Origin of the sequence: Halobacillus halophilus (assembly GCF_020171985.1) — a bacterium.
GTDB classification, from domain to species: domain Bacteria; phylum Bacillota; class Bacilli; order Bacillales; family Halobacillaceae; genus Halobacillus; species Halobacillus halophilus_A.
This window is the reverse complement of the sequence record NZ_JAIVAL010000001.1, coordinates 880,043-901,022: the sequence shown is the minus strand read 5'-3', so window position 1 is coordinate 901,022 and position 20,980 is coordinate 880,043. Positions and strand designations below refer to the sequence as shown.

Annotated in this window: 21 protein-coding genes and 2 rRNA genes; 17 read left to right on the top strand and 6 right to left on the bottom strand. The window is 40.4% G+C overall.

Features of this window, described 5'->3' with window-relative positions; all coding sequences use genetic code 11:
* Together LCM11_RS04630 and rrf are read left to right on the top strand one after the other, a co-directional pair.
* Positions 1-1,418, top strand: a 23S ribosomal RNA gene (locus LCM11_RS04630); the annotation flags it as partial.
* A gap of 95 nt (positions 1,419-1,513) precedes the next feature.
* Positions 1,514-1,627: ribosomal RNA gene (gene rrf / locus LCM11_RS04625) — 5S ribosomal RNA — on the top strand.
* A 551-nt stretch (positions 1,628-2,178) separates the two neighbouring features.
* Here the strand turns inward: rrf and LCM11_RS04620 are convergent.
* Complete coding sequence (locus LCM11_RS04620) at positions 2,179-3,438, bottom strand: NAD(P)/FAD-dependent oxidoreductase (protein WP_224893059.1); 1,260 nt, start codon at positions 3,436-3,438, stop codon at positions 2,179-2,181.
* A gap of 105 nt (positions 3,439-3,543) precedes the next feature.
* On the opposite strand from LCM11_RS04620, the gene LCM11_RS04615 reads away from it, so the two are divergent.
* A complete protein-coding gene (locus LCM11_RS04615; protein WP_224893058.1) occupies positions 3,544-5,163 on the top strand; it encodes a polysaccharide biosynthesis protein in 1,620 nt (539 codons plus the stop codon).
* Between the two features lie 13 nt (positions 5,164-5,176).
* Positions 5,177-5,899 carry a pseudouridine synthase gene (locus LCM11_RS04610; protein ID WP_224893057.1) on the top strand — a complete coding sequence of 241 codons (723 nt, stop codon included), beginning with the start codon at positions 5,177-5,179 and terminating at the stop codon, positions 5,897-5,899.
* A gap of 48 nt (positions 5,900-5,947) precedes the next feature.
* Here the strand turns inward: LCM11_RS04610 and LCM11_RS04605 are convergent, their stop codons facing one another.
* Complete coding sequence (locus LCM11_RS04605; protein WP_412098132.1) at positions 5,948-6,145, bottom strand: DeoR family transcriptional regulator; 198 nt, start codon at positions 6,143-6,145, stop codon at positions 5,948-5,950.
* A 173-nt stretch (positions 6,146-6,318) separates the two neighbouring features.
* Here LCM11_RS04605 and LCM11_RS04600 point away from each other — a divergent pair, with 173 nt between their 5' ends.
* Genes LCM11_RS04600 through LCM11_RS04580 form a run of 5 tightly spaced genes read left to right on the top strand, consistent with a single transcriptional unit; the run spans position 6,319 to position 11,413 of the window.
* Positions 6,319-7,341: a potassium channel family protein gene (locus tag LCM11_RS04600; protein WP_224893055.1), complete on the top strand. Its 1,023-nt coding sequence runs from the start codon at positions 6,319-6,321 to the stop codon at positions 7,339-7,341.
* A complete protein-coding gene (gene pepV, locus LCM11_RS04595; RefSeq protein ID WP_224893054.1) occupies positions 7,341-8,729 on the top strand; it encodes a dipeptidase PepV in 1,389 nt (462 codons plus the stop codon). Before LCM11_RS04600 ends, pepV begins: the two co-directional genes overlap by 1 nt.
* A gap of 22 nt (positions 8,730-8,751) precedes the next feature.
* On the top strand, positions 8,752-9,933 hold the full coding sequence (locus LCM11_RS04590) for an MFS transporter (RefSeq protein WP_224893053.1): 1,182 nt from the start codon (positions 8,752-8,754) through the stop codon (positions 9,931-9,933).
* Positions 9,930-10,478: an RNA 2',3'-cyclic phosphodiesterase gene (thpR, locus tag LCM11_RS04585; protein WP_224893052.1), complete on the top strand. Its 549-nt coding sequence runs from the start codon at positions 9,930-9,932 to the stop codon at positions 10,476-10,478. The genes LCM11_RS04590 and thpR overlap by 4 nt, the downstream gene beginning before the upstream one ends.
* 14 nt (positions 10,479-10,492) lie before the next feature.
* Positions 10,493-11,413, top strand: coding sequence for an NERD domain-containing protein (locus LCM11_RS04580; RefSeq protein ID WP_224893051.1), 921 nt, complete (start codon positions 10,493-10,495; stop codon positions 11,411-11,413).
* Here the strand turns inward: LCM11_RS04580 and LCM11_RS04575 are convergent.
* On the bottom strand, positions 11,397-12,419 hold the full coding sequence (locus LCM11_RS04575; protein ID WP_224893050.1) for an EAL domain-containing protein: 1,023 nt from the start codon (positions 12,417-12,419) through the stop codon (positions 11,397-11,399). The two genes, LCM11_RS04580 and LCM11_RS04575, sit on opposite strands and share 17 nt — an antisense overlap.
* An 84-nt stretch (positions 12,420-12,503) precedes the next feature.
* Here LCM11_RS04575 and LCM11_RS04570 point away from each other — a divergent pair, with 84 nt between their 5' ends.
* Positions 12,504-13,439: a diacylglycerol/lipid kinase family protein gene (locus LCM11_RS04570; RefSeq protein ID WP_224893049.1), complete on the top strand. Its 936-nt coding sequence runs from the start codon at positions 12,504-12,506 to the stop codon at positions 13,437-13,439.
* Between the two features lie 156 nt (positions 13,440-13,595).
* Positions 13,596-14,393 carry a phosphotransferase family protein gene (locus LCM11_RS04565; RefSeq protein WP_224893085.1) on the top strand — a complete coding sequence of 266 codons (798 nt, stop codon included), beginning with the start codon at positions 13,596-13,598 and terminating at the stop codon, positions 14,391-14,393.
* Between the two features lie 85 nt (positions 14,394-14,478).
* Here the strand turns inward: LCM11_RS04565 and LCM11_RS04560 are convergent, their stop codons facing one another.
* Complete coding sequence (locus LCM11_RS04560; RefSeq protein ID WP_224893048.1) at positions 14,479-14,646, bottom strand: hypothetical protein; 168 nt, start codon at positions 14,644-14,646, stop codon at positions 14,479-14,481.
* A gap of 260 nt (positions 14,647-14,906) precedes the next feature.
* On the opposite strand from LCM11_RS04560, the gene trmB reads away from it, so the two are divergent.
* Together trmB and LCM11_RS04550 are read left to right on the top strand one after the other, a co-directional pair.
* Positions 14,907-15,548, top strand: coding sequence for a tRNA (guanosine(46)-N7)-methyltransferase TrmB (trmB, locus tag LCM11_RS04555; RefSeq protein ID WP_224893047.1), 642 nt, complete (start codon positions 14,907-14,909; stop codon positions 15,546-15,548).
* Between the two features lie 69 nt (positions 15,549-15,617).
* Complete coding sequence (locus LCM11_RS04550) at positions 15,618-16,478, top strand: YtnP family quorum-quenching lactonase (protein WP_224893046.1); 861 nt, start codon at positions 15,618-15,620, stop codon at positions 16,476-16,478.
* 51 nt (positions 16,479-16,529) lie between these two features.
* Here the strand turns inward: LCM11_RS04550 and LCM11_RS04545 are convergent, their stop codons facing one another.
* Positions 16,530-16,847, bottom strand: coding sequence for a PepSY domain-containing protein (locus LCM11_RS04545; protein WP_224893045.1), 318 nt, complete (start codon positions 16,845-16,847; stop codon positions 16,530-16,532).
* 149 nt (positions 16,848-16,996) lie between these two features.
* On the opposite strand from LCM11_RS04545, the gene LCM11_RS04540 reads away from it, so the two are divergent.
* Together LCM11_RS04540 and LCM11_RS04535 are read left to right on the top strand one after the other, a co-directional pair.
* A complete protein-coding gene (locus tag LCM11_RS04540; RefSeq protein WP_224893044.1) occupies positions 16,997-18,067 on the top strand; it encodes a M42 family metallopeptidase in 1,071 nt (356 codons plus the stop codon).
* Between the two features lie 91 nt (positions 18,068-18,158).
* Positions 18,159-18,665, top strand: a complete 507-nt coding sequence (locus LCM11_RS04535; RefSeq protein WP_224893043.1) for a DUF84 family protein — start codon at positions 18,159-18,161, stop codon at positions 18,663-18,665.
* Between the two features lie 54 nt (positions 18,666-18,719).
* On the opposite strand, the gene LCM11_RS04530 is transcribed toward LCM11_RS04535, so the two are convergent.
* A complete protein-coding gene (locus LCM11_RS04530) occupies positions 18,720-19,160 on the bottom strand; it encodes a YtoQ family protein (protein WP_224893042.1) in 441 nt (146 codons plus the stop codon).
* Positions 19,161-19,508: 348 nt separating this feature from the next.
* Between LCM11_RS04530 and LCM11_RS04525 the strand changes: the two genes are divergently transcribed.
* Both LCM11_RS04525 and LCM11_RS04520 read left to right on the top strand, forming a co-directional pair.
* Complete coding sequence (locus LCM11_RS04525; protein ID WP_224893041.1) at positions 19,509-20,537, top strand: PTS transporter subunit IIC; 1,029 nt, start codon at positions 19,509-19,511, stop codon at positions 20,535-20,537.
* A 33-nt stretch (positions 20,538-20,570) separates the two neighbouring features.
* On the top strand, positions 20,571-20,885 hold the full coding sequence (locus tag LCM11_RS04520; protein WP_224893040.1) for a thioredoxin family protein: 315 nt from the start codon (positions 20,571-20,573) through the stop codon (positions 20,883-20,885).
* The last annotated feature ends 95 nt before the right edge of the window (positions 20,886-20,980 follow it).

The window sequence follows — 20,980 nt, the reverse complement described above, 5'->3', positions numbered from 1 at the left end:
TGGATGAGCGCGTCCAAGCAGTGAGACGGTCGGATAGGCAAATCCGTCCGGCAACGTCAAGCTGTGATGGGGAGGGAACTAAAGTACCGAAGCTCCTGAGTTCACACTGCCAAGAAAATCCTCTAGTGAGGAAAGAGGTGCCCGTACCGCAAACCAACACAGGTAGGCGAGGAGAGGATCCTAAGGTGAGCGGGAGAACTCTCGTTAAGGAACTCGGCAAAATGACCCCGTAACTTCGGGAGAAGGGGTGCTCCTCTGCCGAGGAGCCGCAGTGAAAAGGCCCAAGCGACTGTTTACCAAAAACACAGGTCTCTGCGAAGCCGTAAGGCGAAGTATAGGGGCTGACACCTGCCCGGTGCTGGAAGGTTAAGGGGATGCGTTAGCCGCAAGGCGAAGCGTTGAACCGAAGCCCCAGTAAACGGCGGCCGTAACTATAACGGTCCTAAGGTAGCGAAATTCCTTGTCGGGTAAGTTCCGACCCGCACGAAAGGTGCAACGACTTGGGCACTGTCTCAACGAGAGACCCGGTGAAATTATACGATGTGTGAAGATGCACATTACCCGCGACAGGACGGAAAGACCCCGTGGAGCTTTACTGTAGCCTGATATTGAATGTTGGTACAGCTTGTACAGGATAGGTAGGAGCCTTGGAAGCCGGAGCGCTAGCTTCGGTGGAGGCGCTGGTGGGATACTACCCTGGCTGTACGGACATTCTAACCCAGGACCGTCATCCGGTCCGGAGACAGTGTCAGGTGGGCAGTTTGACTGGGGCGGTCGCCTCCTAAAGAGTAACGGAGGCGCCCAAAGGTTCCCTCAGAATGGTTGGAAATCATTCGCAGAGTGTAAAGGCACAAGGGAGCTTGACTGCGAGACCTACAAGTCGAGCAGGGACGAAAGTCGGGCTTAGTGATCCGGCGGTACCGCATGGAAGGGCCGTCGCTCAACGGATAAAAGCTACCCCGGGGATAACAGGCTTATCTCCCCCAAGAGTCCACATCGACGGGGAGGTTTGGCACCTCGATGTCGGCTCATCGCATCCTGGGGCTGTAGTCGGTCCCAAGGGTTGGGCTGTTCGCCCATTAAAGCGGTACGCGAGCTGGGTTCAGAACGTCGTGAGACAGTTCGGTCCCTATCCGTCGTGGGCGTTGGAAATTTGAAAGGAGCTGTCCTTAGTACGAGAGGACCGGGATGGACACACCGCTGGTGTACCAGTTGTTCCGCCAGGAGCATCGCTGGGTAGCTACGTGTGGTCGGGATAAGTGCTGAAAGCATCTAAGCATGAAGCCCCCCTTGAGATGAGATTTCCCCTTACGCCAAGTAAGTAAGATCCCTCAGAGACGATGAGGTTGATAGGTCCGAGGTGGAAGCGTGGTGACACGTGAAGCTGACGGATACTAATGGATCGAAGACTTATCTATCTAGTATTAAAATGAAGTCGGAAGAGACGTTCGCTCGTCCGATGGTTGAATGATTCCTTATCCGGTTTTGAAGGTTCACTTTAAATTGAATACGATGTGGTGGTGAAGGCGAAGAGGTCACACCTGTTCCCATGCCGAACACAGAAGTTAAGCTCTTCAGCGCCGATGGTAGTCGGGTCGATCCCCGTGAGAGTAGGACGCCGCCACATCAATAGAAAAGTCTTGAATGTCTTCAAGGCTTTTTTTTATGGTGAAATATGATTGCAGATTCTTCCACGCACGCATAAATTATATTCTTTTTTCCTTCTGAATGAAGCTTAAGAGCCAATTAGATTCTACAAGGAGCCTATTTTAATAGGGTAAGGGATTGCTCTTCGATAGCATCATAGTTATAATAATATAGGAATGTATGTTCGGAGGGATTTCTATTAAATTAACAAGATGGAGCTATTCTGGAAGGAAAATGGTACGGGGCTATTTTGATAAATTCCCTCATACCACAATTTATTTTAGAAGAATCCGGAGCTATTATATTGTATATTCACTTGATTGGGTTAAGGAAGATCCGGTAGTGGAGAAAGAAGATAGAGAAGAGATGCAGGTTCTCTTAAATAGAGAACTGGGAAGAGAAAAAGAATACATGAAAAGAAAATCGAGAAGCTCTTAAAGCTTCTCGATTTTTTTGAATAATGGCAAATAGGTCAGTTTTAGTGAAAACCATCTCTGTCTTCATTTAATTAACATCTATTGTTTTTTTTCGTTATCCCATAGATTCCCAGGCAGCATGCATCCCTGCTACTCGACCGGTTACCATTGCCGAGGTAATATTATATCCTCCTGTATAACCGTGGATATCTAGAATTTCACCACAAAAGTAAAGTCCGTTCATAAGTTTTGATTGCATAGTATTTGGTATAATTTCCTTAATTGATACTCCTCCACCTGTAACAAAGGCTTTTTCAATAGGAAGGGTATCATGTGTTTTGACTTGAAAATGTTTAATAAGTGACACGAATTTCTGTAACTTTTGATTAGAAAGATTAGCTGCTTTTTCATCTGCTTCAATACTTGTGTAATCTAATAAAAAATCTAATAATCGTTCGGGAACAATCCCTTTTACCAGGTTTCTAAATGTTTTTTTAGGATGATTCTTCAAATCCTGCTGCAGACCTTCATACAAGGAATGTTCTTTTTTGTCGGGCATACAGTCTATCTCAATAGTAACCGGTTTATGCCCCTTCATAAATTCTTTAACTACATATTGAGAGCAGCGCAGGATGGAGGGGCCCGAAAGCCCGAAATGAGTAAAAAGCATATCCATGCGGTGAGTAACAATTTGCTTTCCTTTCTGGTTAAGCACAGATACGTCTACATCTCTTAAAGATAACCCTTGAAGACTTTTATTTTTTATAAATTCTTCGTTCGATTGTAAAGGTACCTCAGTAGGAAAAAGCTCCGTAATGACATGTCCTGCTTCCTTCGCCCAGGCATAACCGTCTCCAGTACTGCCCGTGTAAGGCACTGCTTTCCCTCCAACTGCAATAATAACAGCTTTTGTCATAATTGTTTCTTTGGATTGAAGGGTGATTTCATGTCCTTCGCTGCCATAGCGAATACTCTCTACCGGTGTTTTCTTCCGGACCTCCACATTCAGATTCTCCAGTTGGTCCAATAGAGCCTGTACCACATCTTTCGCTTTATTACTTACAGGGAACATACGTCCATGATCCTCTTCTTTTAAAGCAACACCCAGTCCTTCAAAAAAATCTATGATGTCATAATTATTAAATACAGAAAATGGACTATATAAAAACTTGCCATTCCCCGGAATATGTTTAATCACTTCTTCTTCTGGAAGACGATTGGTAACATTGCAGCGGCCTCCACCAGAGATTGCAAGCTTAGTACCTAATTTATTTCCTTTATCAATTAGAAGTGTTTTTACGCCTTGTTCAGCGGCAGCAATGGCTGCCATTAAACCAGAGGGGCCTCCCCCTATTACAGTTACTTGGTAAGTCATGAGGTTCTTCCTTTCTTTTTGGCCAATCGTTCATTGTTTCACCTTTATCTATGATAAAATAGATGAGGTCGATTCTACAATAAAATTGAAGGTGAATAGTTAAATATGTCGAAAATCTTAAAAGGCACGATGTTATTAACGGCCGGGACTTTTTTATCAAAATTCCTGGGTATGATTTATACGGTACCATTTGAAAATATGGTAGGTACGGAAGGAACTGATTTATTCTCTTACGCTTATGTTCCTTATAGCATTCTTTTAAGCTTGTCCAGTATGGGGATTCCAGTAGCCGTGTCCAAATTTGTTTCTAAATATAACGCCCTTGAAGACTATGAAACCGGCAGAAGGATGCTGAAGGCCGGTCTTACTCTCATGGCTGTAAGTGGCATAGTAGCATTTTTGATATTATTTTTCGCTGCTGAACAAGTAGCTTCCTGGACGGTAGGGGCTGATTCACCTATTTTAGGTGATGCTACCATGGTTATTCAGATGGTAAGTTTTGCTTTGTTAGTGATTCCGCCCATGAGTATTACCCGCGGCTTCTTCCAAGGGTATGAATCTATGGCACCGACGGCTGTTTCGCAAGTGGTGGAGCAAATTGTAAGAATTGTATTCTTGCTTGTCTCCGTTTTTATCATAGTTCAAGTCATGCAAGGACCTATTCCAAGAGCAGTTGGCTTCGCAACATTCGCTGCTTTTATCGGTGGTATTGCTTCTTGTATTGTATTGTTCCTTTACTGGAGAAAACGAAAGCCATATCTAGATCGCCAATTGGATGCACAAGAATACACGTATGGTTTATCCAATAAAGAAATGTTTCAAGAGTTGTTTACCTATGCTGGTCCTTTTATTTTAGTAGGTATTGCTACACCGCTTTATCAGCTCATTGACCAGTTTACGTTGGAAAGAGCGATTACGGCGGCTGGGTTGGAATATAAAAATTCATTTTCAATCATTAACTTTTTAAGTCATAAGCTGGTTATGATCCCTGTAACGTTTGGAATTGGTTTGTCTCTGGCCCTGCTGCCTGCTATTACCCAATCCTTTACAAATAAAAATATGAAGCAGTTAAATAATCAGGTAAATCAAGCCTTGCAGATCATTGCCATTCTTATTATACCTGCTGCAGTAGGATTGTCTGTAGTAGCATTAGAAGCTTACGGTACGTTTTATGGAGTAGATAATAACCTTGAAGATTTTCTTTTTAAAGGAAGCCTGTTAAGGTGGTACGCTCCAGTTGGCTTGTTCCTTGCTCTTTATACGGTAACTTCATCTGTTCTTCAGGGAATTAACCGTCAGAACTTTGCGGTGATAAGTCTGGGAACAGGTATTTTCCTTAAATTACTACTTAATACATGGCTTATTACTATAATGGGACCTAAAGGAGCCATATTGGCTACAGGGATCGGAGTAGTGGCTGCCGTTACTCTGAACTTCTGGCGCATATTTACAGCGATAGAGTTCTCGTACAGACAATTATACAAGCGTACACTACTTGTGCTCATTTTAACAACTATAATGGCCATTGCTGTATTCCTTGTAAAAGGGCTGGCAGGAGTCTTTCTTAACCCTACAGAAAGCAGATTGGACGCTTTACTGGTACTTATGTTAAGTATAGGCTCAGGCGGAATAATTTATTTGTGGTTAGCATACAAGTCAACGTTATTAGAACGAGTACTTGGTGGAAGAGTAAGAGTATTAGATAAATTCTTAAAGCGCAGGTGAAGGAGATTTTAAAATGAGGATCGATAAATTGTTAGCCAACATGGGCTATGGAACGCGGAAAGAGGTAAAGTCTCTGCTTAAAGGCGGAAACGTACGAGTAAATGGACAGCCGGAGAAGAGTCCTAAAACTCATATTAATACAGAGACAGACGAAATTACTGTGATGGGAGAAGAAGTAGAGTACCGAGAATTTATTTACATTATGATGAATAAACCAGGTGATCTTATTTCGGCTACTGAAGACGCCAATGAGACCACCGTCATCGATATTCTTCAGCCAGAAGATATCGTATTTAGTCCTTTTCCAGTAGGCCGGCTGGATAAAGATACGGAAGGACTTTTGCTGATTACGAATGATGGACAGTTAAATCATAGGCTTACTTCTCCAAAAAAAGATGTTGGGAAAACATATTTTGCAATTATTGAAGGAAAAGTAACAGAGAAAGATGTAGAAGACTTTTCCAATGGCGTCACGCTTGATGACGGGTACAAAACCAAACCCGCTGAACTCAATATCCTTGTATCAGATGACCGCTCCGAGATTGAATTGACCATTACGGAAGGAAAATTCCATCAAGTGAAGCGAATGTTTGAAGCAGTTGATAAAAAAGTGGCCTATCTACAACGTATTAAAGTGGGCTCGCTGGAACTTGACCCAAATTTAGAATTGGGGGAATATCGAGAGTTGCGCGAAGAAGAACTCAACTATTTATTCTCCATTACGAATCTTGAATAATCATAATAAAACCACCCGATCCTAAGGAACGGGTGGTCTTGTACATATTTATCCAGTTTTAACTTTCTTTTTAGTAGTGGTCCACTTCCCACGATTAGGACTTGATACCAGCCCGTTATATTCCAAAACGCTTAAATCCCTCTGCATAGTTCGATCTGTAATTCCGAATTCGTCAGCGAGCTCGTTCGTTGTCACAATTCCCTGATCTCTTATAAAAAGATAAACAGCCTTAATTCGATTGAGCATGCGGGAAGATGGATGATTCAAAAAACCACTCCTTATTCGTTATCTTTGGAATTTGTGGTGCCAGTGAAGATGGTTTCATTCTACTATAGTGAAAAAGGATGTTTCTACAAAAACACATTTATTTAACAGATAATTCACTAAATTTACAACTTCTTAAAAAAGGAGGCGAGGTAATGGTGATACTCAGGAAATTATTTCTTAAGATGGTGAAAATAAACAATACGGTGCTTTTTTTATCAAGTGCATCGCTGGTTATACTATCTTCCTTCTTAATAGTGCTAGTAGAGAAGGAAACATTTCCTACTATTTTTGATGGATTCTGGTGGGTGATGACTACTGTAACTACAGTTGGATATGGTGATTACTTTCCTGTAACCGTAGGAGGGCGTTTAATCGCCATTGGCTTATACGTGATAGGGATCGGACTTATCGGGGTAGTGATCAGTAAAATTATTGACGCCTTGGCTCTATTTAGAAAAAAACGTTTGGAGGGTAATATCATGTATAAGGATTCCGGTCATTTCATCATTATAGGATGGTCGCAAAAAGCCGATTTTGCCATAAAAGAAATTATAGATACGAATCCTAAAGCTGAAGTCATTATCATTGATCAGCTGAAGGAAGCCCCACTTCTTGAAGAAAACATTCACTATGTAAGAGGGGAAGCTTCTAATACGGACACATTGGAAAAAGCAAATATTAAACATGCAAAGGCGGTTCTAGTTTTTGCCAACGATAAACTGAGTAATGAACAAGTAGCTGATGGACAGACATTATTAATTGCCTCCTCTATTGAGTCGATTGCTAAGGAAGTCCATACCATTGTAGAAATTATGGATGAAAAACATATTAAAAACTTTAAACATATCCATGTTGATGAATTTATCCTCTCAAACGAGACGATCTCTTCACTTGCCGTTCGCTCAGCTTTCAGAAAAGGGGTTTCTGAAATTTATGGTCAGCTTTTGAAGAGATCTGTCGGAGAGGATCTATACCATATCCCTATGAGAACCCACTGGAAGATATATAGAGACGCTTTTCAAGAATTACTGGGTGAAGGAGCAACTCTCATTGCGGATCGACAGGACTTGTCTATTAATCGTAAATTAAACGAAACCATACCGGAAAATGCTGAATTGTATGCGATTTGCAATGACGATGTTTACAAGAAAATTATAAAAGGTGGATCATCTTAATGGATTTTAAAAAAATGAGTGGTATGTACGAAGAGGAATTTGTCACAAAGTTGTCTCAGATTCTTAGAATTCCAAGTGTGTACGAGGATTGTGAAGAATATCCATATGGTAAGCCAATCCATGATGTGTTGGAAACTATGCTTAACATAGCTCAGAAAGATGGTTTTCTCACTAAAAATATCGATGGGCACGCTGCCCATATCGAATTTGGTGAAGGAGAAGAATTACTGGGAATTCTCGGCCATCTGGACGTAGTCCCCGCCGCGAATGACTGGACAACTCCCCCTTTCGAGCCAACTATTAGAGATAATTGTTTATTCGCACGAGGAGCTCAGGATGACAAAGGACCAGTCATGGCCGCCTATATAGCAATGAAAATACTTAAAGATAAAGGGTTTAAACCTAACAAACGTATCAGACTTATCCTGGGTACAGATGAAGAAAGGGACTGGAAAGGGATGGAATATTATTTTAAAAAGGAGGAAATGCCTACTTTCGGATTCTCTCCAGACGCCTCCTTTCCAGTTATATATGCTGAGAAAGGATTACTGGATAGCTATATCACTTTTCCTGCTCCTTGTCTCAGCGGGCATGAAATACCTGCAGTAGAGTTCGTCAGTCTAAGGGGAGGAGACCGCTTGAATATGGTTCCTGATCAAGCCACAGCGGTGATACGTTCTAAAGAAGACTTGGAAACTCACGTAAATAGGTACTCGGAAGAGCGTAAAATTAACGCTTCTGTTGATAAAGTTGAAGAAACTTATACGATTACATTTAATGGAGAAGCTGCTCATGCCAGTAAGCCGGAAGCTGGTGTGAACGCAATTATCGAGCTGCTCAACTACTTGCTTACCCTTCCTATTCATTCAGAATGGAAGCAAATGCTTAAAGAAATCACGGAAGGTTTTAATCAGAGTGATGGAAGTGGTCTTCTTCTTAAACAATCAGATGAGGAGTCTGGCGCACTTACTAGTAATCTGGGTTCTCTCACCATCCAATCTAATGGTTCTTTAATACTCGGGGTGAACATTAGATACCCGGTTACAGCTGATGGGGACGAAATAATATCTACACTTCAAAGTTATGCTGAGAAAAATAGTGGAACCTTTGAATTATACGATCATTTAAAAGCATTATACATGGAAAAGAACCATCCATTTTTGGAAACTCTTTTGCGGGTCTATAATAAGGCAGCAGGAAAAAATGACACAGCTGTATCAATCGGGGGTGCTACATACGCTCGCTCTCTTCAGGCCGGTGTAGCATTTGGCGCAATGTTTCCGGACAGTCCAGATACAGCCCATCAAAAGGATGAGCATGTCAGACTCGCTGACATGAAGAAAGCTGTTGAGATTTATGCAGCCTCTATTTACGAACTGGCTAAATGAAGAGCCAGAAGAGGTTATTTTAATGATAAAGCCCTCAATTGAAAAAACGTATCGTTATATCCAGCTTTTTTATTTCTTTGCATTCTTCTCCTTCGGTTCCCTTTTTCCGTTATTATCGGTTTTCTTAGAAGAGGAAAAAGGGCTGAACCACACCCAGATAGGTATCGTTATAGCAGCATTGCCACTTGTTACTATTTTTGTCCAGCCAGTGTGGGGAATGATTAGTGATTATACAAGAAGGCCTAAGCGTCTTTTAATAATCGCTTCTATTATGGCATCTATACTTGGTTTATTTTATCCGTTTATGCAGTTATTTCCTTTTTTGTTAGTCGGCATTATTTCTATTGCCATCTTTCAATCCGGCATTGTACCGCTATCAGACAGTTTATCCTTGAACTTTGTTCACTCCAAGGGGAAGGAATATGGAAATATACGATTATGGGGAGCCATAGGGTTTGCCCTATCCGTATTCATCCTTGGCCGTGTAACCGATTTGACAGGGTCTCTTAATTGGATCTTCTATTTCTTTTCATTTGGGTTACTCCTGGCCTTGATTGCATTAATTCAATTTCCAAGACGATCTGATGAAGTATCCGTTTCGTTCCGAGCTGGATTAAAGGTTTTGCTGAAACAAAAACCGTTCATGTTGTTCCTCGTTTCTAACTTTTTTATTTTTGGTCCAGTGCTGGCAAATAACTATTATTTCGGAACGTTTATTTTATCAGTAGGAGGTACACTATCCGGAGTAGGCATTGCTTTCCTGCTGGCAGCAGGGAGTGAGGCGCCTTTTATGAAATATTCCCAGAAGGTCATCCGTAGTATGGGAGTCTTAAATGTTATCTCGTTAAGTGCTCTAGTATCATGCAGTCGCTGGCTTTTATATTTTTTTGAGCCATCAAGTGAACTAGTGTACGCTACAACCATCGTGCAGGGAATCTCTGTAGGTCTTTATATACCAGCTGCCTTGATTTTAGTCAGACAACTGGCCCCTCCAGAGGTACGGGCTACAGCTGTTGGTCTATACTCAGCAGTGGGTAATGGTCTGGGGAATGCCTTCTTTACCTTTACAGGAGGCGTTATGATCGATATTTGGAGTACTGCAGGGATGTACGGGTTCTTCTCCGTTATGACATTGTTCGGGATCTCATTAGTAACCGTGGTTAAGAAATGGACACCAAATTTAATGAAGGAGTCATTAGGATGAGTGCACACTATTTTTTTGGAATTAAAGCTTCCCCTCACGTGAAAAGGCAGTTTAAAGAATGGCAGCAGATCCTTTCTAAATCAATGGATTATAAAGTATGGACTAATCCAGATGACTTACACATTACCATAAAGTTTTTAGGAGGATCTTCCGATGAAGTAATTAATGCTTACCTAAAGGAGCTTAAGAAACAGGAATGGCCGGAAGCTTTTACCTTAAAGGTTGGTCCAGCAGGCTATTTCGGGAAGCCTATTAAACCGCGAGTGTTCTATGCTGAGGTTGAAACTAAAACTCCACTTCTAATGATAAAAGATCAGGTCGATCGTACAGGTGAACAATTTGGATTCAAAAAGGAAAATAGAAAATTTCATCCACATATCACGTTGGCTAAAAAGAATGCGGAAGGTGACTCTCCATTATCAAAAGAGGAATATTCCAGCGTTTTTGACGAGGTGTATTCAATGAAAGTGGATCATATTTATCTTTTTCGTATTCATCCTGCCCAGCATCCCAAATATGAACCGGTGGCAAAATTTGACTTATAAGTGGAGGTGAAAAAGTGGGTCAATTAATTAAACTGCTAGATTATATTTCCAGATATGAAACGGATATCTTCCAGTATTCCAGACAATTTATAGAGTTAAAAAAAGAAAACTGGAATAAGACGAAGCGAGCATTTGAACAGGGTAGACTTGAAAAGAAAGAAGAAAAAGAAATCGAACCTGAAAAAAAGCCTCAGCTAGGGTGGAGAAGACTTTTATCCCGTCTTAAAGGAAATGAAAAACATGAAAAAGAGTTGCTTATAAAAAATGAAACTCCGCCGCTTGAGACAATTCAGGAGGTAAAGCAGAATTTCTTAAATGAACTGATTTCCTTTCAACTGCAATGGGCCTCTACCACAGTGCAGGAAAAATCTTTTTTAGACAGAACCTATCAGAAAGATGAAAAACTTAAGTTTTTTCTACAGAGATTTCCTGATACTTACTTTATTATGTATCATCCTGTAGTTAAAGTACGGAAAGCAACCATGGAATCCGAAGTTATACTTATTGGTCCCCTTGGCATAGAAATCATTACCTATTTGGAACTCCCAGGATCTGAGAATATCCTGCCTTCTTCAGATCATAGTTGGCATGCGTTAAATAAGGAAGGCAGCTATAAAGTTATGAATCCATTACTATCATTAAAACGTACGGAAACGTTTGTCAAAAGTGTATTGAAAACATACGAAATTGAATTTCCTTTGCGTAAGGTCGTATTAGCTCCTGATTTAACTTTTCATTCCTTCCAGGAGCCATACGATACAGATTTTGTTGATAAGCAAAGATACGAAGAGTGGATGTATAACAAGCGGAGTATAACATCCCCGTTGAAACATAAGCAGCTGAAAACGGCAGAAGCGCTTTTGAAGCATTGTCAAACTACGTCCTTCAAACGACCCGCTTGGGATACCGAGGAGGAAGTTAAGGAAGAAGGTTAATGGTTTCTTTAGGAAAACGCGCAGGCTTACCTATGAAGTATCCTTGTCCATAGTCAACGCCAAGTTCACGTAACCAGTTCCATTCATTTCTTGTTTCGATTCCTTCTGCCAAAACTTTAATACCTAAGTTTGAAGCACGACTCATGACTTGATATAGAAAATCTTGACTGGTCAAATCCTCATGACAATTATGAATATAGGAACGGTCGATTTTTAAGTAGTCAGGCTTTAATAAACTTAACATCTCGAGTGTACTGTATCCCGCCCCTACGTCGTCCAACGCAACTTTCATCCCAGACGTTTTGTATGTATCTAAGATTGACTTTAAATGCCCTACATTCGTGATTTTTTCGGTTTCAACCACTTCAAATACTAAATCGGAAGGGTCAATGTTAAACTCTTTCACTATTTGGAACGTATGTTGCAGGCAGAATTCAGGAACATAGATGGTGGAAGGTAGAAAATTAATAAAAATTTTCTGGCCCTTCTGGAGAAAATTCGATTTTGCTTTTACAGCAGTCCGGCGAGCCTTTTGGTCAAGCAAAGATTGTAGACCAGATCGCTGAGCATAGGAAAATAATTCGGCTGGATTTACGTGCTCACCTTCTGTGCGGAGTAAGGATTCATATCCATAAATTTCATCAACTTTCATATCTACGATGGGCTGTAAGTGTGATGTGAACCTACCATGCTGAATAATCTCTCCTAATTCGGGTTTATTTAATCTTTCATATAGGTGCTGAATGGAAATTGGAAAAGACTGGGTTGAATCTAAATTTAAAATATGCATCCAGTCTTTGGTAGTGGCTGTGGGCGCAGATGAAAGCAAGCCTCTTAAGGAAGATTTTAGTTCTTTTTTTGAATGATACCTATAAATAATGGTTTCTTCATCTTCATGACTTACAAAAAGCTGCATTGGTTTGAATGATTTTTTCTGATTTAACACGATAGATCCGCTTTCTGGAATCAGGAAATTTGTACCGCAAAATTGACAGTCCTTCGACATATAGCCCCTCCTCTTTGATGGTATTATAATATAATATTACCACTTTTTTAAGTAATTTATCTTTTTGAATAGGAGAAATGTCATATGTTTGTGCTTATCATTAACCCAGAAGCAGGTCATGGTAAGGCAGAGAGGTTATTTACCAGCATTCAAAATGATCCTTTATATCAGAATCAGAGAAATAATTTTCAAGCTCATTTTACTGTTTATCCAGGTCATGCAGAAAAACTGGCAGGGGATCTGTGTGCTCGTTATCAAGACTTCTTAAGTTACGTTATTGTCATCGGAGGAGATGGTACCCTTCATGAGGTAATAAATGGAGTGCAGCATTATCCTGATCTTCCTATTGGTTTTATTCCAGTTGGAGCTGGGAATGATTTCGCTAGAGGCATAGGACAGGTTGCAGAGGGCGTCTTGTTATTTCGCAAGATGGTTCAGGACCCAAAGTTTCATAGAATCCGTACAGGTATATTCACATCTAATGACGGGGAGGCAGCAAAACAGCGCTCTTTTTTGAATAGTATTGGATTTGGTATGGAGGGGCTAATAGTGGAAGAGGTCAATAAACCCGCTTTTCGTAAATGGACCAAGTTCTTTCGAATTACATCATTCATTTATCCGCTGGCTTTGCTAAAAGTTTTACCTCGATTAAATCCTATATCAATAGATTTAAGAATTGATGGTAGAAAGATCGAATGTAAACAAGCCACTATGGTTACGATTACAAACCACCCTTACTACGGAGGAGGAATGAAAATTGCTCCTAACGCAAGTATTGAAAAACCAACTTTTCATATCATCATCGTAGAACCCATCTCTAAATGGAAAATACTGGCGTTATTTAAAATGGTATTTACTGGACAACACATTCAACGAAAAGAAGTACAGGAGTGGGAAGGGAGAAACATTCACATCTCTTCATCTGAACCGTTACCTTTTCAAGTAGATGGCCAGAGTGGCGAGTGTTTTGAGTGTTATATAGAAAAGAGTCCTTCCGAAAGGTCGATTTTTGTAGGATAAAATAGATATTTCTTGAAAGTATGTAGAGCAATGAGTTAATCTAATTTAAGGTAACTCTTTTTTAGATCATTTTAAAGACTTTGGAACGGTCCTAAAGTACGATATACTGAAAGAAGTATAATCAAAGGCAGATTTGAGGAATTGAAGGTGAATTGGTTGGAACATATACTTGGTAATGATTGGACGGTAACACCAGCAGGAGGATCCACTGGAGAAGCATATTATGCCCAAACCGAAGGGAAACGTTTATTTCTAAAAAGAAATTCGTCTCCGTTTCTTGCTGTGCTTTCTGCCGAGGGAATTGTACCCAAGCTTGTATGGACCAAGCGGTTAGAAAATGGGGATGTCATCACTGCCCAAGAGTGGTTGGAAGGACGCGAGTTAAACCCAGAAGAAATGAAACATCCTCGAGTAGCCGCCCTGTTAAGCAAAATTCACCACTCGACAGAGCTTCTGGATATGCTGATGCGGTTAGGAAAGACTCCTCTGACCCCACATGAGGTGTTGAAGGACCTAAAGGAGAATCAGCGGGTTCTTGACGAAGTTGCACCTAAACTCAATATTCATCAGGCGATTCAGTTTCTGGAATATAGAGTGGACGATGTAATACATGATTTCCATGTGGTTTGTCACTGTGATACGAATCATAATAATTGGCTGCTCTCTTCTTATGACCAGCTTTATCTGATTGACTGGGATAATGCAATGGTTGCAGATCCTGCTCTTGATTTAGGTATGATGCTCTTCTCCTATATACCAGAAGAAAACTGGCATCATTGGTTGAAAGAGTATGGAATCGATCCTGATACACATTTATTCGAGCGGATGATATGGTACTCTATATCTCAGGCACTTGCTTTTATTCAGTGGCACCAGATGAGAGGAGAGTACGACGAAGCTTCTATTCGCACAAAGAAACTTAAGAAAATTATGGATAAACATAAAATCATATAAAAATTGTGATGGGATTCATGATTCAAAAAGAAAACAAACCGTTGCTTTTACAGCAACGGTTTGTTTTCTTGTTTGTTCCTTTATATTAACCTTCAGTAATCGTAGGTGTATATTTTAGTTTTTTCTCTTTAACTTCAGTGCTCATTTTCTCGTTCATTTTTTCAATAGGGTATACAAATAGTGCGTATCCAGCGAACATTACAGAGAAAGTAGCCACCACTGTTAGATCAATTACCTGGTTCATCAATTTCATAAATTAATTATCACTCCAATATCCGTTATTATCACACAAATATTATGGTATATGAGAAAGCGTTTACAACCCAACCCCCTGTTTCAAGGATTTTTATCAGTTAGAAGAAAAACTTACTCTTTTTAGCTATATATCTTCCTCATGGTTAAACATAAGAGGGATTAGGCACAAATCCGCCTAAATTCACCGTATTTAATAAAAACTTTAAATTGGAAGCTTGTTCATGGTACGATTTTAACGATAAGAGGAGGAATCTAATTATGCGATTAAGAAATAAACCCTGGGCAGATGACTACATGAGGGAGCATGATCATATCGTTGTCCAGGAACCATTTGAAATGTTAGGTAAATGGAGCGAATTATTTAAAAACCCGAAAGAGCCTTTACACCTGGAAATTGGTTCAGGAAAAGGCCAATTTATAGCTGGTATGGGAAAACAGCACAATGATATAAATTTTGTAGGGATTGAGCTTGTAAAAAGTGTAATAGTTGGCGCACTGAAAAAAGTATTAGATGCCGATGTAGATAATGTAAGATTAGTGAACGAAGACGCTAAAGATCTTCGAGAGCTCTTTGGAGAGAATGAAATTGACCACATATATTTAAACTTTTCTGATCCGTGGCCGAAAAACAGGCACGAGAAGCGTCGTCTTACTTATCATACATTTCTAGACCAATATAAAGAAGTGCTCGTACCTGGCGGTGAAATTACGTTAAAAACTGATAATAAGGGATTGTTCGAATATTCATTAACCAGCTTTTCGCAATACGGAATGATCTTGGAAGACGTGTCGGTCGACTTACATGCCGATGAGGATCCTCTGAATGTACCCACTGAATATGAGGAGAAGTTTTCATCTAAGGGGCAGCCAATTTACAGGTGCCGCGCACGTTTTAAATAACCTTACTCAAGCAGGGCTCTAGTCGATATGGTAGACTAGAGCTATATTTACGTTAAGGGAGATGCTTACATGAAAACAATGCGAGTTGGACGAGCCAAATTAACTTGGCTTGATGGTGGAGTTACTCATATGGATGGTGGAGCTATGTTTGGAGTTGTACCCAAACCTTTATGGAGCAGAAAATATCCCGTCAACGAAAAGAACCAAATTGAGCTCCGGACTGACCCTATCTTGTTAGATATTGATGGAAAAAAAATGATCATTGATTCAGGGATCGGAAATAATAAGCTGACTGAAAAAGAACTTCGAAATTATGGAGTCAAAGAGGAGTCGAAGATTGAACAGTCTTTAAAAGTATTGGGACTAAGCCGGCATGATATTGATTATGTTTTAATGACCCATCTGCATTTTGACCATGCTTGCGGACTAACTATGTGGGAAGAAGACCAACTTGTACCTGCGTTCCCTGAAGCCAAAATATTTACGAACTCTACGGAATGGGAAGAAATGCGGAACCCAAATATACGATCCAAAAATACATATTGGGAAGAGAACTGGAAGCCTGTAGAGGAACTGGTTCATACATATCAGGATTCAGTGGAAATTGTTCCGGGTCTTCGTATGATTCATACAAGCGGCCATAGTAATGGTCATTCCATTATTGTATTTGAAGATGCTGAGGAAACTTTTATTCATATGGCTGACATAATGCCCACACATGCTCATCAAAATGTGCTATGGGTCCTCGCTTATGATGACTACCCAGTTACTTCAGTTCATGAGAAGCAAAAGTGGATGGCGTATGGTTATGAAAGAAAAGCGTGGTATGTCTTCTATCACGATGCGAGTTACTGTGCGCTGCAATTTGATCAAGAAGGAAAGATCATAAATGAACTAAAAAGAGAACCTCACTCCTATCCCGGAGAGTAATAGAAAACCCCGCTTTGTCAGCGACAAAGCGGGGTGATTTTAGGTTCTTTATTAAGCTGAAGTTTCAGCGACATCTACAATAGTGCCTGTTTCAGTATCGATGTAAAATTCGAACTGAGATGTTTCGCCATCCAGGTTCTTAGAAATTCCTCCACGATATACATCGTAGTTAATGCCATTTTTATTAAGTTCTTCAGGCTTCATGTAGATCCAAGAACCACTAATTGGTCCTTGCTTTTTAAAGGCTTCCTTTGCAATCTTGAGAGCTTTCTCAGGAGTTACGTTCTGGTTGCTGCCAAACTGTTGTTTTACTGCGTAGCCAGCCACTGCTCCTACACCGGCGGCTATTGCAACTTTTTTCCAATTCATTCACCAATCACCTCACAACTTTTTTCTACTTTTCACTATACTAGATTTTCCCGATAAAAGGAAATTAAAACATAAGGACCGGATTTGTAGAAACGTTTTCAAAGTTCCGTTAAAATAGAGAAAGACGTACAAAAAGGAGAGGTACATAAATGAATCAGGAAACGAAAGATCTTTTTAAAACCTTAACCGAATTACCGGGCGCACCGGCAAACGAACATTTAGTCCGTCAGTTCATGAAATCAGAGCTTGAAAAATACTCCGACGAAATCGTTCAGGATCGCCTGGGCGGCGTGTTTGGACTTCGAAATGCCAAGAAGGGACCTACCGTAATGGTGGCCGGACATATGGATGAAGTTGGATTTATGGTGACACAAATTACGGATAATGGAATGTTACGCTTTCAGCCTCTCGGCGGCTGGTGGAATCAGGTTATGCTTGCACAGCGTGTCCAGGTTATTACTGAAAACGGTCCAATTGTGGGTGTGATAGGTTCAATTCCTCCGCATAATCTTACGCCTGAACAAAGAAAAAAACCGATGGAAATTAAAAATATGCTGATTGATATTGGAGCGGATGATCGAGATAATGCTAAATTGATCGGCATAAAGCCAGGACAGCCTATTGTACCAATCTGTCCTTTTACTCCTATGGCCAATGAAAAGAAAATCCTTGCTAAAGCCTGGGATAATCGTTATGGTTGCGGTTTGTCCATAGAACTTCTGAAGGAGCTTCAGGGAACAAAACTTCCAAACAAGTTATACTCTGGGGCCACCGTACAAGAAGAAGTTGGTTTGAGAGGGGCTCAAGCATCTGCAAACAAAATTAATCCGGACATATTCTATGCATTGGACGCTTCCCCTGCGAATGATATGAGTGGAGACAAAAAAGAATTTGGACAATTAGGTAAGGGAGCATTGCTTCGAATTGTCGATAAGTCGATGGTTACTCATCGTGGGATTAGAGACTTCATTTTGGATACAGCCGAAACACATGGTATCCCTTATCAGTATTTCGTATCTCAAGGTGGTACAGATGCTGGCCGCGTTCACATTGCTAATAATGGTGTTCCTTCAGCAGTTGTAGGTATTTGTTCACGTTATATCCATACCTCGTCTTCTATCATACATGTAGATGATTATGCAGCTGCAAAGGAATTGCTCGTTCATTTAGTAAAAACAACGGATCAGCAAGCGGTAGATCATATTCGGAAAAATGTATAGAAATGTTAAGGTCACGGTAAGCTGATCTTAGTTATCGTGACCTAACAGAAGATAAGGTTAAACATTTGTATAAAGAAAGGTGTATAGACTGGTGAAAATATATGTTGGATCGCAAAACCCTACAAAAGTTGATTCAGTTAAACAAGTATTTGTAAATCATGATGTGACAGGCATGGAAGTTGAATCCAGAGTTGCTGCTCAACCATTTTCAGATGAGGAGACATTGGAAGGCGCAATTAACCGGGCTCGGGAATGCGCATCCATGAACAAAAGTAATCTTGGGATTGGTCTTGAAGGCGGAGTGATGGAGATCGAGGGTGATCTTTACCTCTGTAACTGGGGAGCACTCGTAGATTCTAAAGAAAATGTATTTACGGCCAGCGGAGCCCGAATAGCTTTGCCAGACGAAATTAAGAATAGTTTGGAAAAAGGAAAAGAGCTTGGCGAGGTCATGGATGCCTATGCAAATAAACATGAAGTACGTAAAAATGAGGGTGCGATTGGAATTTTCACAAATGGGGTTATTCAAAGAGAAGAGATGTTTTCTCATGTGGTTAAATTATTAAAAGGTCAATGGGAATTCTATCAACAGTCTTAAAAAGTGTGCCGTCCCGAATGAGGACGGCACACTTTTTTGTAATCAGAGTAATATTTACTCGTAAATATAGCTTAAAACATCCAGGGCTTGGTCGATTGTTTCCACCGTGACATCAGCTTGATTTGATAATTCTTTTAAAGGATGGACCAGAGACTTAGGGCGAACGAGAATTAAGGGTTTACGGAGCTGTATAGCGGCACTGGCATCCATTGCTGTATTCCACTGCTTGTAGTTTTCGCCGAATAGAGCAATTACAGCATCTGACTTATGAAGTAAAACCTGAGTTCTGAAATTATTAACACTAGAAGCGGCATCATCACGGTAAAGTTTATCCGGTTGTTCACCCATGATGGCTTCCCCAATATTATCAGAGCGTTCATGGTTTTCCTGAGGTCCAACAAACTGAAGTGGTAACTTTTTTTCCTTTGCTTGAGCCTTTACGTCATTACGCCAATCGTCATGGATCTGTCCAGCTAAATAAACAGTTAGTTCCATTTAAAATACCTCCTATAGAAATTAAGTCTAGCCTTAGTATGAAATAGTCTTATTTTTCTGTCTAGCAAAGGCACTTGATATAATTTCCAATAGTATTGAATTACAGAAGATAGGGATGGTTCCGTCTTTATGCAGACAAATCTGTTTACTTAACGAGGACGTATGGTGCCATTCTATTAGTTTCCAATCATTACTAAACCTCATTGCAACTCTCTTAAGTGTTTATTTAGAGGGACTTTCGTTCATACGTGTTTTGTGCGAAAGATGGCAGGTTATGTATATTTGTGTATTTACACATGTAAATAAAAAATGTACTATTGACTCTGAAAGTCTAAAAGGGGGCCGACCATGAAAGCATTTCTAGATAGGAAAGGAATTCAAATATCCGTTCACACCTATTTAATTACCGCTCTTAGCTATATGGCGCTAGGGCTATTTTCCTCACTAATTATCGGTTTAATCATTAAAACCATGGGTGAACAGCTGAATCTTGGGATTATATCAGAAGCATTTATAGAAATGGGAACATTCGCTATGGACAGTAAAATATGGGGAGGAGCAATAGGAGCTGCTATTGCCTATGGATTGAAGGCGCCTCCGCTTGTCATTTTTGCGTCTTTATTTAGTGGAGCTTACGGAGCTGAGCTTGGGGGGCCGGCAGGAAGTTATATAGCTGCCCTAATAGCTACGGAATTTGGTAAGATGGTAAGCAAGGAAACAAAAATAGATATTATTCTGACACCATTCGCTACCATTACAGTCGGTTTTGTAATTGGAGCTGTTATTGGCCCGCCTATAGGTGGATTTATGACTGGTTTCGGAGAGGTGATTAATTGGGCAACGCTCCAACAACCTTTTATTATGGGTGTTCTAGTTGCGGTACTTATGGGTATAGCCTTAACGGCGCCCATCTCAAGTTTAGCTATTGCCTTAATGCTTTCAATAGATGGTGTAGCAGCTGGTGCAGCTACGGTAGGTTGTGCTGCCCAAATGATCGGTTTTGCTACAATTAGTTATAAAGATAATGGGTTTGGAGGTTTTATAGCTCAGGGAATTGGCACGTCTATGCTTCAAGTTGCGAATATAGTTAAAAAGCCAATTATCCTTCTTCCACCTACGATCGCAGGAGCTGTACTAGCTCCATTTGCGACTGTATGGCTGGGACTTGAAAATAATGCAGCTGGGGCAGGAATGGGAACGAGCGGACTAGTAGGTCAGATCATGACGTTTCAAACAATGGGGTTTAATTGGCACATAGCTGGTATTATACTTGGACTGCATATTCTTGCTCCAGCGGCTATTAGTTACGCTATTGCATTATGGTTTAGAAAAAAAGGATGGATTAAGCCAGGAGATATGACAATCGAGTATGATTAGAATTATACTAATGAAATAATGGAGGTGAATAATATGATTAAACTTGAGTCTGATGGGCATCTTCGATCATTATTGGAAGCAGAAAATCTGATATTATTGTTTTCTGCTAATTGGTGCCCCGATTGCAGAGTGATTGAGCCGGTTCTTCCCGAAATTGAGGATAAATTTAGTGAGTGGACGTTTGTATATATAGACCGAGATCAATTCATCCATATATGTTCTGAATACGATGTGTTTGGTATCCCTAGCTTTATCGCTATTAAGGATGGGGAAGAGACGGGCAGGTTTGTAGGAAAACAGAGAAAGTCCCAGGATGAAATTGAAGACTTTATACGAAACGCATCCTAGTATAAACAAGCTGTGCTTTTTTCCGCACAGCTTGTTTACTTTTTCAAGGGACTGAGGATGTGTATAATAGGAAGAGGTATTTGTAAGCTGATTTA